The sequence below is a fragment of the Streptomyces sp. NPDC025618 genome, from assembly GCF_055558795.1.
This window is the reverse complement of the sequence record NZ_JBVHLW010000002.1, coordinates 89,286-103,832: the sequence shown is the minus strand read 5'-3', so window position 1 is coordinate 103,832 and position 14,547 is coordinate 89,286. Positions and strand designations below refer to the sequence as shown.

Sequence of the window (14,547 nt, the reverse complement as noted above, 5' to 3'; positions counted from 1 at the left end):
CACGGAGACGGACCGCCGGCCGGTGACGAACAGGCCCCCGCGAGCACTCGGGGGTCGCGGGGGCCTGTCGCTTACTCGACCGCTGCGGGCGGCAGTGCCGGAGAGGCTATAGCCGCGGCCTTCGTCTTCGCGTCCTCAACGCGCTGGACGACCTCGCCCGTACCCAGGACGGCGGCGGCCAGACCCAGGATCAGGGCCTGCGGCAGACCGTCCACGTAGTGGGCGACCAGGGCCACCGCCGCGGCGACGATGCCGTACAGGCGAGTGCTGTGCGCCTGAATGAATCCCATTGGTGTTCTCTCAGCTTCCGTAGGCGAGTTTGTGGAGCAGGTCCCAGCCCCGGCGGCCGATGGCCGGGTCATTGGGCTGGCCCGTGGTGAACAGGTTGTGCTTGCGGTTGAAACCCGCGACGGCCTTCTGCGTGGCCGGACCGTAGTTGTCGGACAGCGGGATCGACGGGTCGAGCCAACCGGTCTTCTTCAGCGCCTCCTGAAGCGGCTTCGCCGACGGCGTGCTCCGGTTCGGGGCCAGACCGTCAGGGAACGGCGGCGGCGTGTACGACTTCCCGGGAGTCGGCTTGTCGCGGTCGACCGGCCCGGACGGCTTCCCACCGAGCCGCTTCGCGACCCGCGCCCGCATGTCCCGCATCGTGAACCCGACGGGGTCGATCTTCCCGCTGGTCCACTCCTTGTGGCCGATGACGCTGCCCGCGTCCCAGCCGTGCGCCCGGCAGATCGCTGCCGACGCGCGCTCGATCGCATCCAGCTGCGCGGCCGGCCAGGCGTCGTGGCCGTCGCCGAGGTTGATGCACTCGAAGCCGTAGAAGTGCGTGTTGCCGTCGGTGTCGTCGTCGTTGGGCTCCGGCAGCGCCGTCTCCGCGACCACCGCCCGCAGAACATCACCGTCGCCGCGGCCCGCGTGGTTCGCACGGCCGTTGGCGATGAGGTAGACGGTGCCGTCCTTGTCGATCACGCCGTGGCACAGCGGGCCCGGCAGCTCGCTGTATCCGTTCTCGCAGATGCTGATCGACGCGTTCGTGCCGCTGGTCACCGTGTGGTGCACGATCACACCATTCACGGGGCCCCACGCGCCCTTGTGGTTCCTGTTGTGCGTCCGCCAACCGGAACGCTCAACAACGTGCACGCCCTCCGCGCGCAGCGCCTCCACGAGACGGTCCGGATTCAGTGGTGTCGCCACCTGGCGCTCCCAAACTCCCCGCGCCCACCACCAGTCTGCGTCACCCAACCCCACACCCCGGGCCGCGCCCGCAGGCGGTTCAGGAAGCGGTGCCCTTCGACGCCAGCCACAACTGCACCACCATCACCAGCAGCGGCGCCACGAACGAACTCAGCACCAGCCGGCGGGTCGCCGCCGCATGCTCCTGGTCCTCGCGCCGCTGCTGCCCGGCCCGCTCCGCCATCTGCTCATGGTCCCCACGCAGATGCGCCAGCCCCGCCTCCGCCTGGGCGATCCGCTGCTCCACCGCCCGCTGATCCGCCCGGTACACGTCCTCCGTCACCACCTGATCCAAACGGGTCGCGAGCTGCGCCAGATCACCACGCAGGTCCTCGCGCAGCTGCGACACCGCACGGTGCAGCTCCCACAGCGTGGGCTCGGCGCCCGGCGGCGGCACAGACACCGCAATCACTCTCCCGGCACCCCGCGCGTCGAACACGATCGTACGAGCACGAGCCGGGAACGCTGCTCGACAGCGAAAGCGGGCTGGTTTCACGGCAGGTTCGCTCGTCGGGTCTTAAGAGTCAGCCTCCCCGATTCCGGCGTGTACTAATTTACCTAGACGGGTGCGCACCCCTGACGCGTGTGCAAGTCTTAAGAGTCGGTTGACTTTGGACAGTCCCCGGCCGAAGTGGTCGAGAGACAGCTTGAACGGGACGATGCCGAGCCACGGCCCGTAGAAGGCAGCGAGCTGCTCCGGCCTGGCGAGACCCCGGCCGGAGCAGCTATTGCGGGCGGCCTCTGGACCACCACCTCCTTGTTAGGCGCAGGGAGGTGGTGCTACAGCAAGAACCGTGCCACGACAGCCAGAAGCACCGTCAGGGCCAGGTGGCGCCGCTCGATCCAGTCGAGGGCCTTGCTGCCCCCGGACCGTAACTTGCGAAGCCACCCCCGCACGCGCTGCCGCATGGCCATGGGTGCGCCTCCCTTTGGTCAAGGGCCCGTGAAGGCCCTATCAGCGGAGCCCGTGGAGGCTCCTGCCCCTGGCGGATGCCCGGGGCGCCCTTGTGGGAGTGCACTGTGCGACAGCACATGCGATGCTACGCCAATCACCGTTATTCGCAGGGGACTTGTGGAAACCTGACCCCCTCTGTGGACAACGGGCGTACCGGCACCCCGTTCGGCCCGGTACGCACCACGCCAACCGATACATCCTGTGCCCGTTTCGCAGACCTGCGGGCATCGTCTCGGTGCGCCTCAGCGGGACTGAACTGACAGTTTTCCTTTATGTGACAGTTTTCGGCCGGTGCGGGTGCGGGTTTAGGCGCAGCCACGCCGACAACGCCGCCTGAAGCTCCACGACCGCCGCGTGATCCAGATCCTCACCGGCCCGCCCGACACGAAGCCGCACTGCCTCCGCGCTCACCATGTACCCCACAGCCGACCGCGCGGGAGACGCCACCACATCACCGTGGGACAGCACGCGCAGGAGCGTGGCAACCCGCGGCGGCAACGGAGCTGACGGCATGCCGGCACGGGCCAGCCGCTCGAAATGCTGGGGGCGCACCGGGGAGCCGACCTCCTTGTAGAAGGCCCGGATTGCATCCTCCAACCCGGCCTCCGATGGCCCGGCGAGCGCGATGCTCACGAACGCCTCCACCAGCTCGGGGGAAGGGACCTCCGGGCATCGCTCCGCTGGTACGGTCTCGTCGACATCCAGCCGCACGGCTGACGGGGCGATGAACGTCCGCGTGTACCCCTGGCGGATCTTCTTGGCGTGCACCTCCCGCAGCGAAGCGATGGCGCGGTGCGCGGCATTCGGCTCGGTGGGCATGGTGGCGCGCTCCGTACGGCCGGGCCGCCCGTAGAGCCCGTGGTTGATGTGGATTCGGCCCGTCTCGGACGCTATCGCCGTCAGCTGGTACCCCGTCGCGTCCTTACCCAGCCGGAACCCCACCACCACCGTCGGCATGACGCTCCTCTACACCTCGCCCACCGTGGTCCCGGAGTCTAAAGGCGCGCAGGCCCCCACGTCCGGCAGTTCCCCCGAACGATGCCGAGACCAACCGACAACGAGGGATCGCGGCCACGTACCACCCTCGGTGAGACCCGCTTTCGAGGCCGATGCCACCGCCCTGGTTACCGTTTCCCTATATGTGGACGTTTTCGCCCTCTTCGGTGCAGCCCGGCCCGACACCAACAGCACCGGCCACAGCTTCGTCGAGCACGGTGGACTCGTCGATCCTCGCTGTGCCCAATTCACTCAGCCGAGCACCGCGCAGGAAGGTGCCCCTCAGATCAGCCTGCTCCAGCAGGGCATCCGTCAGGTCTGCGCCGCCGAAATCTCCGTCGCGGAGATCAGCCTCGGACAACTGGGCACCCCGGAGGTCAGCAGTGTGCGCCACGACCCCGCGCAGCGACGCCTGGTAGAAACTGCTCCCCGCCAGAACAGCCCCAATCAGCACCGCCCCGTCGAACCGACTGCCGACGAACAGCACCCGGTCGAGACGGACGTTGTTAAGGTCGACCCCGGTCACGTCAACATGACTGAGGTCGATCTCCATCTCGTTGTCACGCTGGGGCCGCCGTCCCAGAACGGTCAGGGCCGCGCGCACATCACCCGGGGCCGGGGTGCCGCCTGGGCTCTCCGGATCACGCGGGGCGCGCTCGTGGATGAAGCCCGTCAGCACCTGGACGACGGTGTCATGATGCTTCTCCGAATCGTGCATGACGCCCTCCAGCGCATGGACCCCGCCGAGCCGCTGTGCCAGCGCCGCGGACCCGAGAAGATCCATAGCCTTCACATACCGGTCGGCAATCTGCGCCTCACGAGCCAACTCCTGCTCTAGGCGGTCCTTGTCACGCGTGTGCTTGAACGTCCGGGCCGCGACCACCAGGCCGGCAGCTGGAACCGTACTGGCCACCACAATCGCAAGAGAGTTCCGGAACCCTGAGACCACCGTTGCCTTCGCAGAGTCCCCCAGCTGCCGAAGCTCCAGTCGATCGAGGACCCAGGGGGCCCGCCACAAGAGCACCACGATCCCGCTGAGGCAGATGACCACAGTCACCGTTGCCCCGAGCCCCTTGAGCCACAACTGAGTCATGGCTGCCTTCGTGCGCTGCATCACGGGCGTTCCCCCTGGTGGCCGCATGCTCTGGGCCGTGGACGTGGAGCACGAAACACAGCGTGAAGCCGGATTGTCAGTGGCAGTACGTACGGTGGGAGGCAACACCCCAAGTGCTGGCTGCACTCGCCACTGCCCCGCGTCCCGACGGCGCGGGGCAGTCGGGCTTCCGGGGCCGCAACGCCCATGTACCCGGCCCGCAAGCACACGAATCCGGCCATCATCACCCCAGCCCCCGAGATGCGCCGTCGGCACGCGGGCGAACCGCCTACCGTGACGCTCGAACATGAGCCACAGGGGGCGCCGATGCAGATCACGGTGATGTCGCAGAACTTCGGGCGAGGCGGCTGGAAGCACTCCAGCGGCGCGATCGAGGATCGGTGGCCGCAGCTCGCCGAAGCGATCAACAGCGTCCGCCCAGACGTCCTTCTCGGGCAGGAAGCGGAAGGGTGGTCCGCCGATGGGCACGCCCGCCTGATCCGGGCCGAACACGACCTCGGCATGGACGGCATCCTCGCCCCCAGTCCCTCCGGCCTCGGCCCCGTCACCATGTACCGGCGCGACACCATGGGCCGCCGCACCTACCTCAACCACGACTTCTCCGCCCACGAGACTCACCATGGATTCGAAGTCGTCGGCTGGAACCTGCCACGCCTCCCCGCCACCCTCACGGCCGGCAGCGTGCACCTCACCCCCTACGACCCCGTGCGCGCCGCCAGCGAAGTCTCGTTCATGGGCAGTCGGGTTCACCGAGCCGGAGGCGGCTTCGCGATCCTGGGAGGCGACTTCAACTACCCGCCCGTCGCGGGCCCCGAACCCGCGTACGAGCGGATGCGCCCGTACAACAAGGGCTCCCGGCTCCAGGTCACCGACCCCGAAAACCCCGGTCCGCCGAAGCCCGACCGGAGCGTGGCCTGGCGGATCGCGGGCAAGGGCTTTGTCGACGTCGCCTGGCACCTCTACAAGGAGTCCGGTGACGAGAACCTGCTGGGACGCACCGGCAGCGACGACCGGATCGACTGGATCCTCGCCAGCGACGCCCTCGTGCCCTGCATCACCGACTACGGCGTCGTCGACACCGGTTCCGACCACCGGGGCATCTGGGCCAAACTCGACCTGTCCAGGGCCGAGAACAGCGACGTATGGAGCTACCGATGACCACCGCCCTTCCCCAGGCCATGGGGGACTTGCTGCCCGCGGACTCCCCGTTGGAATGGCGGGCCGCTGTCCGCCGCGCAGCCCAGCTGCTCGCGCCGAGCTGGCCCACCGACCCCGCGGAGCGGGCACCCCTCGGCGGCCTCGCCTCGCTCGCGCTCATCCTGTACGCCCTGCACCACACCCAGAGCCAGGAGTCGGCCGCAGTCTCCATGGGTGTGCTGCGCGACGTGCTGGACGGTGGCCTCGACGTCAACGACGAGCCGTTCACCATCAAGAAGCTAATCGCCGATGGGCTGAGCGCGGCCGGCTACCGGGTCCACGATGCGGAACCCGTCATGTGCCGGGTCGCTGCTCGCGTGCTCCACCGAGACGCACCTCCGGTCTTGAACACTCCCATCGGCGCCGTAGACATTCCCTTCGGTATGGGCGGCGGCGTCCCGGGGCCTTCCGATCTCCGCTTCGCCGCAGCCTGGCTGAAGCAGGTGCTCGGCGCGCTCGACGAGGAGATCGTTGCCGCACTGCCATCTGCCCCCAAGCCCGCAAGCCCGGGAGCTATCACCAGCACCATCTCCTAGGCCGTGTATCGAAAGTGGATCAAGGTGATGGGGTGACCGTCGTTCGGGGCTAGGCTCACCGGTCTGGTATCGATCTGAGGAGACGGACGAGTTGGCTGCTGTGGTGCTTGTTCACGGCCTGTATCACCGTCCCGAGCACTTTGCGGTCTTGGCGGAACGGTTGCGGACCGACGGAACCGAGGTTGCGGTGCCTGAGCTCCACCGCGGCTCATTGGCTGCTGACACCGCCGCCGTCCAGGCCGTCATCGACGCGTTGCCCGAGCCCCCGCTCGTCCTCGGCCACTCCTACGGAGGGTCGGTGATCACAGGGGTCTGCGGAGTGGCACACCTGGTCTATCTGGCAGCGTTCGTGCTGGATACCGGTGAGAGCGCGGCCGGTTTGGGCGGTGCGTCCCAGCAGCTCAAGGACGCGATCGTCGCTGAGCCGGACGGTTCGACCACCCTGCACCCCGGCCTGGCTGTCGACACCCTCTACGGCGACTGTCCTGAACCCCTCGCCGCGCGGGCGGTCGGTCTGCTGCGTGCGCAAGCCCCGGGCTGCGGACGAGGAGTCCCCCAGCACCACAGTTGGAAGGAAACTTCCTCCACCTACGTCATCTGCGCACAGGACCGGGCTATCAACCCCGGCCTCCAGCGGACGATGGCCTCGCGCTGCACCGACGTGCGCGAATGGCAGACAGGCCACTCCCCGTTCGTGGGGCAGCCTGACCTCCTCGTGGAACTCCTGCGAGAACTGCTCAGCACCCGCATCCCGCCCAGGCGAAACCAGGAAGTCACAACCACTCGTTGATGGCTGCGATCAAGACGGTCGCCTCATATCGGACCGCCAGCTTGATGCCCCTATGGATGTCAACCGGTTGAGGATGGGGCGTTGTTCTTCCTGGGCGGGGCGATCGTCTGGTAGATCTCTCGCGCGACGTACCGTTTGAGGCAGCGGATGGCTTCGCGGCGCGTCTTGCCCTCGCTGATGCGCCGTTCCAGGTAGTGGCGGGTTGGGGCGTCCCAGCGCAGGCGGGCCAGGACGATGGTGTAGAGCGCGGAGTTGGCTTGGCGGTCTCCGCCGCGGTTGAGCCTGCGGCGCTGGGTCTTGCCGGACGATGCCTCCACCGGGCTGACGCCGCAGAGTGCGGCAAAGGAGGCCTCGCTGCCCATCCGGTCCGGGTTGTCTCCTGCCGCAACCAGCAGCGCGGCAGCGGTGTCCGGGCCGACGCCGTAGCGGTCCAACAGTTTCGGTGCGCAGGCCGTGATCGCAGTGGTGATCCGTGCGGTGAGGTCGTTCACCTCTTCGGTGAGGTGCTGGATCCGCCGTGCCAGCAGCCGGAGTGTGTGGCGGGCTGCCGTTGCCGGGGCTGTCCCGTCTGCGGGTTCCAGCCCGGAACACCGTCGGATGAGCTTGGGGTTGCTCAGGCCGGCCAGCGACTCCCGCAGAGCAGGGTCTGCTGACACCAGGACGGCCTTGAGCTGGTTGATCGCCTGCGAGCGCGACTTGATCGCGGAGCTCTTGGCCATCCTGAACATGCGGATCGTCTCGACCGGGCCGTCGCTGGTCTTGGCAGCGGCGGTGGCCCGGCCGGAAAGCACCGCCTGTGCGGCAGCCGCCGCGTCGATCGCGTCCGTCTTGCCGCGCCGGCGCCGTGTGGCCTTGTCCGGCTGGTTGACCTCGGTGACGGTGATGCCTTCGCGGTGCAGGTACCGTGTCAGCGCCGCACCGTAGGAGCCGGTGCACTCGACGCCGGCCCGCTGCAGACGGCCGAAGGAGCGCGCCCAGGACAGAAGTTGCCGGTAGCCCTCCCTCGTCGTCGGGAAGCTGCGGGTGTCCAGCATGGCTCCGGTAGTCGTGATCACCGCCGCAGCGTGGACGTCCTTGTGAGTGTCCACGCCGAGGATGACGTCTTCAGCGTGTTCGGCCGTGTGATGACGGGGGCGGGTGGGCTGGGGCATGCTGGGCACGGTCGCCTGTCTCCTGAGCACATGGGGGACACCGGTGGCCGACGCCGGGCCGGGTGCGGTGGTCAGGACTGTGACGGTGCCTGTCGCGAAGGCCCCTATCGGGACACACCCACCGGTCCGGCGGCAGCACGCACCGCCCCAGACGGCAGTCGGCAGATCAAACTCAAGGCAGGCAACGCCAGTCGTACCTCGGGCCAGACCGCCGCCCGGGGCGGCACCCCCACATCCTCACAGTCGTACCTGGTGGCGACGGCACGGTGCCTCTTGAGGCGGTTGATCGCGCACTCGACCGCGTGGCGCTCGCGGTAGTCGACTGGGTCGAAGCGTGGCGGCCGACCGCCGCGGGATCCGAGTCTCTGGCGGTTGCGCGCCTGGTCGGCCTTGTCGGGGATGGTGCAGCGGATCCCGCGGCGGCGCAGGTAGGCGCGATTCTTGCGGGAGGCGTACGCCTTGTCAGCGCGCACTCGATTGGGACGGACCCGCGGCCGGCCCGCTCCGATACGGGGCACGCGCACCTTTTCCAGAACAGGTTCGAACTGTGGCGAGTCCCCACGCTGCCCGGCGGTCACCACGATCGACATGGGCTTCTGACCTTGCTCGACGGCCAGGTGCAGCTTCGTGGTGAACCCGCCGCGTGAGCGTCCCAGCCCGTGATCGCGAGGCTCGGAGGAGACACCGCCTGGTGGTTCTTTCTGCAGGTCACCATGCTTCCGGGCCCCGGCTGCATGCTGATGGGCGCGGCACACCGTGGAATCGACGCTCAGGTCCCACGTGATCGCACCCGTCGCATCGGCCAGGGACTGGAGCCGCGTGAGGACCTGGTGCCACGTGCCGTCCCGTTGCCATCGACGAAACAGGTCGTAGATCCGGCCCCACGGCCCGTACTCGACGGGTATGTCCCGCCACGGAACGCCCGTCCGCACCCGGAACCGTATGCCGTCGATCAGCCGCCGCCGGGACCAGGCGGGCGGTCGCCCTGCCTTGGCCCGCTTCGGCAACGACGGCTCCAGCAACGCCCACTGCTCATCCGTGAGATCTCCCCGCCCCATGACCACGATCATTCAGCGCGCAAGATCCATTTTCGATACACGGCCTAGGAGCATCCCTGTGGCACACCACACCGAGTCGACCAGGCGGACGCTTCCGGACGCGATGGGCTACCTTGTCGCCTCCGTGGCCCGCCTCGTTTCTGTAGCCGCTCCCAGGTAGCTCACCGGCCCAAAGCAGACTCTGCTTCGGGCCGGTGAGGGGGTTCTACCTGTCGAAGGTGATCTTCAGCTGGGGCGGATTGGCCTGCCCGACGCCGTGGGCGTGGTCGTAGTAGGTGTCGGAGGTGCTGTTGCGCAGCTCGCGCCGGGTCTACTGATGGCAGGTCAGGCGGATCCCGTGGCTGGGCGCCCTGGCGCCTCTCAGTCGCCTGCCGCCCACTGCTGATCGATGTGTCCGTGGCAGTTCCACAGAACCAGGCGTGTGCCGTTGGCGGTGCTCCCGCCATCAGCTAGCCCCACGCACTTGTTAGCGGCAGCGTTGCTGCGAAGCTCGCCGCCGTTTCCGTACCACTGCTGATCAAGGTGGTAGTGGCAGTTCCACAGGACTAAGCGTGTGCCGTTGGCGGTGCTCCCGCCATCGGCCAGCCCCACGCACTTATTGGGGTCAGCCTGACTGTGGTAGGCCCAGACGTTGCCAACGAGGCTGAGAGACCACCACTGGTCAGCGTGTTTGTGGCAGTCCCACAGGACCAGTTCTGTGCCGTTGGCGGTGCTTCCGCCGTTAGCCAGTCCCACGCACTTATTGCCATCAGCAGCAAGACTCCGCAGAGTAAATCCACCGCTTTGCGCAGCGGGTTTATGCGTCGCTTCGCTCGCGGTGGCGGTACCAGGCAGGGCCAATGCCGCGATTCCGGCCGCCGCTGCCAACAGTCCAAGCCGATGGTTCAGGCGAGGTCTCATGCGCGAAATCTCCCTCGGATCATCCGATTGACCAGGGATGCTGTTGCAGAGTGGGTGCCGAGGGCCGATGAACAGGGCGTTTCAGAAGTCTCCTTGCCCTTACTCCCCTCACCGTTGTCCACGGCCTCGTGTCCACTATGCACTCGGTAATCGCAGTGTGGCTACGGGCTGAATCAGACAGCCGGAGTAGGTTCCGGGTTGCGTCCAGGCGATCGTAACTGCGCATATTCACTGAGCGCGGGGTCCCCGATCGTTCGTCGTTGATGGCCCCACTTGCCGTCGAGCGGGGCCATCAAGAGCTGATGCAGGGCAGAGCCCTCAGGGCCCTATCGGGTGAACGTAACCTTCAAGACAGGCGGATTGGCCTGTCCCACACCGTGCGCGCGGCCGTAGTACGCGTCGGAAGTGCTGTTCGGGTCCAGAGCGATGCCCCGCGACTTGGCCGGGTCGAAGATGTCGGTGATGTCGACCCACTTGCCCTCGTTGCGTCCCCAGCTCACCGACTTTGCGGAGCTGTAGCTGGAGAACGAGCTGGGCTGTGATCCGTGTCCGTGGGTTTTGATCACCGCGGTGCCGCCGGAGCTGCTGTACCAGTGATCGAAGTAGAGGAAAACTTCCGCCTTCTGGATCGTGGCGCCTGCCAGGTCCCTGGCTACGTCTGTGGGGAAGCCGGCCAGTGCTGCGAGGGTGCCGTGGTTCTCGGAGTAGTAGCCCTGGAGGAGCTTATCGCCGTAGAAGTCGCTTAGGTTCGACCGGCGGTCGTAGGAGCCGGACCATGCGGCCTGGTAGGTCTTGGTGTACTGCTGCGGGACTGGCTTCGGGTCCGGCTTGGTGCCGCCGGAGCCGCCGACCGCGTTGAGCCCGCCAGTTTCGGGTATCTTCGGGCCGATGTCCTCCACGTACAGAACCGCCGGGTTGGACTCCCCGCCGATCATGCGGACGTATTGGCCGCTGGGGCCCTCTTTGTTGTCGTAGGTGAACAGGAGCCGGTGCCGACCTGCCCCGAGGGCTTCGCCGGAGCGCACGAGTTCGAGGCGGCATCGCTGCCAGGACGTGTTGCGGGTCAGCTGGTAGACGGCGCTCTGGATCATCGGCGAGTTCAGATCCGGGGCCTTGGTGCCGCCGTCGCGGAGCCTAAGGCGCAGCTCGCCGCCTGCGACGGATGGCATCGCGTGGGCGTCCAGGACGATGCGGTACATGCGGGTCGGGTCGGCTTCGAAGGGCAGCTCGACCCAGCCGACCTCCGTGGCGGTGGTCGTCACCTGGGCGGCCTGACGGTTGTAGGCGATCACGCCTCGGGGAAGGCGGTCGAGGATGGTCTCAAGGTTGTCGCCGCGCCACGTGAGCTTCCCGGCGACGGCAAGGGACTGGAAACCGGCAGCGCCGTCCTCGCCGATGGACGCGACGGAGGTGCCGTCGTGGCTCGTCAGGCTGAGGTAGTTCGGGGCGCCGGTGACGAGAGAGATGACCTGCTCGCCCTGCCCGTCATAGAGCCGGACGCCGTCCGGGGCGATCTCGGCCCGCTCACCAGTGACCGCGCTGGTCATGACCGACCGGACCTCGGCGTTGTCGAAGGAGACCGAGCCAGCCGTGCCGGTGCTCTCCAGCCGCGCCTCGGCGCGGACGGCTCCCTCGGGGGCGCGGACCTTGCCGGAGATGCGCCGCCACTGCCCGTCGGCCTTCGGCTCCGGGGCGGTCACCGAACTGGTGTTGAGGATCTTTCCCCTGGCGTCTCGCCACACCAGGGAGATGCCGACTCCGGAGCCCACCCACGCCTTCGAGCAGCGGTAGTGGATGCCCAGCCAGTACATGTCGCCCGGATTCACCGCAAACGGGTCGTAGGGCATCCAACGGGGTTCGCCGCCCGTGGTGGCGATCGTCAGGCAGCACGGCGAGTCGGCACCGTCGCCCTCGATCTTGGCCCAGGACATGCCCAGGTCCGCCAGACGCGACTCGGTGAACCCCGTCTCGAACCCGGGGTCGGGCAGGAGGTTGCCGGTGCTGCCGATGCTCAACTTGTCCGCGGTGATCGCCCCGGCTGCGATGTCCGCCGTGCGGGCCTGGCGGGGCTCCCCAACGACGGCAGTGGTCGCGGCGCTGGTGGCACCGGAGAGGCTTCGGGTGCGCAGGCGTACCCACCACTGCTGGTAGCCGAGGGTCACGGTGACGGTTCCGCCCTGCGCGGTCTCCACGGTGCCGCGCAGCGTGGAGGCGTCCGGTTCGAAGTCCGGAACCGCACCGATGTGGACTTCGACGCGGGCGAAGTCCAGCGGGGAGACGGCGTTGTTCTCGAACTTGCCGTCCCAGGCGACGACGAGGGTGCCCAGGGAGGAGGTGACGGTCGGCTTGGCCGGCACGGGCGGGACGGGGCCGTTGACGACGGTGACGCCGCTGGTGCCGTCCGGCTGCTGCCCGACCAGGGCGCGCAGCGACCCCTGGTCGTCGTAGACCTCCAGGGTGGCGTCCTCCAGCGAGGCGTTGGTGAGTTTCGGGGCGCGGGATATCGCGGTGACCTGCTGCTCCAGGCGCGCGAGACGGCGGCCGATGTCTTCGGGCATGAGGGGGTATTCCTGTTCTGTGGGGGGTTAAGAAGAGAGTCCGTAGTGGTAGGACTCGGCCGGGTCGAGGGTGAGCGTGGCGCTCTCCCCGCCCGGGGTCTCGGGGTGGACGGTCCAGCCGGTGATGCGGCACCAGCCGGAGAAGTTCGTCCACTGGTCGCGGACGGTCACGTGGACGTCGTCACCGACCTGCCACGCCCCGATCGGGGCGGCAGGGTGGTCGCGGACGGTGATCTGCTCGACGGCGCCCATCACCTGCCGCCAGGTCCGCTCGGCGCGGGCCCGCTCGGCGAGCACATCGACGCCGCGGACCTCGGGGAGGTCGAGGACCTTCTCCAGGCGCAGTCGGTTGTTGCGGACGGCGTCGGTGGACCGCTGCTTGGCCCGGCCTTCGCCGACTCCGGTGGCGATGACGACCTGCGCGTACTCGTCCGCGCTGTAGGTCACCGGCACGCTGCCGACGATGTTGATGCCGGTGGAGAAGTAGATGTCGGTCCGCCGGGCGCCGAGCCGGGGGTAGCCCAGCTGGATACGGCGCACCGGGCGGTGCCGGGCGTCCCAGTGCACCGTGCACGTGTGATCCGGGGAGCCGGCGGGCTTGAAGAGGCTGTCGAACTGGTCGCCGAGATTGGGGTTTTCCCACCAGCGGGAATGCCACGGGTCGGCCGGCGTGCCGGTTTTCGCCGCGGACACGGTGTCGTCCACCGCGATCCCGGGGTTCCCGTCGGGGACCGACTGGGCGTAGGCCACGATGTCCCGGGCGATCTGGCACGGGTCCGTGTACACGTACGGGGCGCGCCCGCCGAGTTCCCCGTCGACGTCGTGCCGCCGGCGCAGGTACGACGTCCACCCGGAGGCTTCGATCTTGAGGGCGTTGCCCTCGGGGACGACCTGCCAGATGATGCCGCCCCAGCGCAGCAGTCCGTCCCGCTCCACGTAGATCAGCGTGTTGCCCGGGTCTACCAGGTCGATCGACGTGTGCGCGAGCCGGGGCGCCAACTCACCCTTCAAATGGCCGGGTCCGTTGAGCTGCGGTCCGAACTCGACGTCGGTGAGCGGCAGATCGAGGGTGAGCCACTCGCCCGTCAGCGCGTCCTGCGTCAGGTACCGGTAGGTCACACCGGTCCCTCGGTCCACTCGACGTCACACACGATGGACGTGCCTTCGTCGACCTGAAGGAAGCCCGTGTGCCTCGGGTTGAGCTGCGTCTGGAGAAACAGGGGCTGCGTCGTGCCGCGGTACTCCGGCAGGACCAGCATGCTGTCCGCGATCACGGCCGTGATGCGCCGCACGTCCTTCTGGTCGTCGTCGAGGATCGTGTCCTCGCCCTCGCGGGCCCCTAGGCAGATCTGCATGGCGCCGAAGACATCGGCCCCCTCGAAGCGGAGGCCCGCGATCGTCATGACGATGGCCGCCTGCGTCGCCCACGCCGGGACGGGCAGCATCCACCGGGCCTCGCCAGGCCAGTTCACGTACTTGTCGTCGGTCTTGCGCAGCTCGTTGGGCTTGCGCGGGTACGCGGTGTACAGGGTGCGCTCGCGCCGGGGGTTGGCCACCCGGCGGACGTCGGTGATCATCCCGGCGGTGATCGCGCCGGTCTTCGCCGGGATGTCGACGCGGGCGAGCGGGATGCCCGTGATGCCGGCCGGGACCTTCGTGGTCGTGGGGTTCACGTTGGGGATGACCTCGAACGTGTTGATCTTGTCCTTGGCCGGGTCCAGGCCGCCCTCGTACTCCGGGTCCGTGACGCGCAGGATGATCAGGTCCGAGCGGGGCGTCGCTCCGGCCGGGGGGACGGGGACGATCTCCTGGCCGATGTTGTAGGCGCTGTAACTTCCCTGCCACAGGGCCGCCTTGCCGCGGATGATCGCCGAGCCCTCGCCGACCACGACACCGGCGCCGGGCGTCGACAGAGGCTGGACCTTGAGGTCGGGGCCTTCGGTGATGCCCTCACCGCCCCGCGCGAGGCCGCGGATCATCATCCGGAAGGTCTGTGCGCTGTGGCTGGCCCCGTTGGTGAGCAGCGGCGCCTGGACGAGCGTCATGGTGGTGAACT

14 protein-coding genes are annotated in these 14,547 nt (G+C 68.3%); 3 read left to right on the top strand and 11 right to left on the bottom strand.

Translation table 11 applies throughout. From position 1 onward, the window contains the following. Window positions 1-71: 71 nt before the first annotated feature. From ACZ4A5_RS02610 to ACZ4A5_RS02590, 5 genes are all read right to left on the bottom strand, one after another. On the bottom strand, window positions 72-290 hold the full coding sequence (locus ACZ4A5_RS02610) for a basic helix-loop-helix domain-containing protein (RefSeq protein ID WP_467577587.1): 219 nt from the start codon (window positions 288-290) through the stop codon (window positions 72-74). Window positions 291-300: 10 nt separating this feature from the next. Further along, window positions 301-1,197: a peptidoglycan recognition protein family protein gene (locus ACZ4A5_RS02605; protein ID WP_467577584.1), complete on the bottom strand. Its 897-nt coding sequence runs from the start codon at window positions 1,195-1,197 to the stop codon at window positions 301-303. 79 nt (window positions 1,198-1,276) lie between these two features. Further along, window positions 1,277-1,639: a hypothetical protein gene (locus ACZ4A5_RS02600; protein ID WP_467577582.1), complete on the bottom strand. Its 363-nt coding sequence runs from the start codon at window positions 1,637-1,639 to the stop codon at window positions 1,277-1,279. A gap of 822 nt (window positions 1,640-2,461) precedes the next feature. After that, entirely contained in the window at window positions 2,462-3,148 is a 687-nt protein-coding gene (locus tag ACZ4A5_RS02595) for a hypothetical protein (RefSeq protein ID WP_467577579.1), read from the bottom strand. Between the two features lie 178 nt (window positions 3,149-3,326). Then, window positions 3,327-4,301 carry a pentapeptide repeat-containing protein gene (locus ACZ4A5_RS02590; RefSeq protein WP_467577576.1) on the bottom strand — a complete coding sequence of 325 codons (975 nt, stop codon included), beginning with the start codon at window positions 4,299-4,301 and terminating at the stop codon, window positions 3,327-3,329. 306 nt (window positions 4,302-4,607) lie between these two features. Between ACZ4A5_RS02590 and ACZ4A5_RS02585 the strand changes: the two genes are divergently transcribed. The 3 genes from ACZ4A5_RS02585 (at window position 4,608) to ACZ4A5_RS02575 (ending at window position 6,824) form a co-directional block, all read left to right on the top strand. After that, window positions 4,608-5,459 (top strand): endonuclease/exonuclease/phosphatase family protein, encoded by an 852-nt coding sequence (locus ACZ4A5_RS02585; protein ID WP_467577573.1) that lies wholly within the window; start codon window positions 4,608-4,610, stop codon window positions 5,457-5,459. Next, complete coding sequence (locus tag ACZ4A5_RS02580; RefSeq protein ID WP_467577570.1) at window positions 5,456-6,034, top strand: hypothetical protein; 579 nt, start codon at window positions 5,456-5,458, stop codon at window positions 6,032-6,034. Before ACZ4A5_RS02585 ends, ACZ4A5_RS02580 begins: the two co-directional genes overlap by 4 nt. 91 nt (window positions 6,035-6,125) lie before the next feature. Further along, window positions 6,126-6,824 carry an alpha/beta hydrolase gene (locus tag ACZ4A5_RS02575; protein WP_467577567.1) on the top strand — a complete coding sequence of 233 codons (699 nt, stop codon included), beginning with the start codon at window positions 6,126-6,128 and terminating at the stop codon, window positions 6,822-6,824. Between the two features lie 59 nt (window positions 6,825-6,883). Here the strand turns inward: ACZ4A5_RS02575 and ACZ4A5_RS02570 are convergent, their stop codons facing one another. The 6 genes from ACZ4A5_RS02570 to ACZ4A5_RS02545 all read right to left on the bottom strand — a co-directional run bounded on the left by ACZ4A5_RS02570 (window position 6,884) and on the right by ACZ4A5_RS02545 (window position 14,536). Then, window positions 6,884-7,975, bottom strand: coding sequence for an IS110 family RNA-guided transposase (locus ACZ4A5_RS02570; protein ID WP_467577564.1), 1,092 nt, complete (start codon window positions 7,973-7,975; stop codon window positions 6,884-6,886). Between the two features lie 104 nt (window positions 7,976-8,079). Beyond that, window positions 8,080-9,033 (bottom strand): IS5 family transposase, encoded by a 954-nt coding sequence (locus ACZ4A5_RS02565; protein WP_467578134.1) that lies wholly within the window; start codon window positions 9,031-9,033, stop codon window positions 8,080-8,082. 360 nt (window positions 9,034-9,393) lie between these two features. Then, complete coding sequence (locus ACZ4A5_RS02560) at window positions 9,394-9,933, bottom strand: RICIN domain-containing protein (protein WP_467577562.1); 540 nt, start codon at window positions 9,931-9,933, stop codon at window positions 9,394-9,396. A gap of 326 nt (window positions 9,934-10,259) precedes the next feature. Continuing rightward, entirely contained in the window at window positions 10,260-12,491 is a 2,232-nt protein-coding gene (locus ACZ4A5_RS02555; protein WP_467577559.1) for a hypothetical protein, read from the bottom strand. Window positions 12,492-12,518: 27 nt separating this feature from the next. After that, window positions 12,519-13,610, bottom strand: a complete 1,092-nt coding sequence (locus ACZ4A5_RS02550) for a hypothetical protein (RefSeq protein WP_467577557.1) — start codon at window positions 13,608-13,610, stop codon at window positions 12,519-12,521. Beyond that, window positions 13,607-14,536, bottom strand: a complete 930-nt coding sequence (locus ACZ4A5_RS02545; protein ID WP_467577554.1) for a hypothetical protein — start codon at window positions 14,534-14,536, stop codon at window positions 13,607-13,609. The genes ACZ4A5_RS02550 and ACZ4A5_RS02545 overlap by 4 nt, the downstream gene beginning before the upstream one ends. Window positions 14,537-14,547 lie beyond the last annotated feature (11 nt).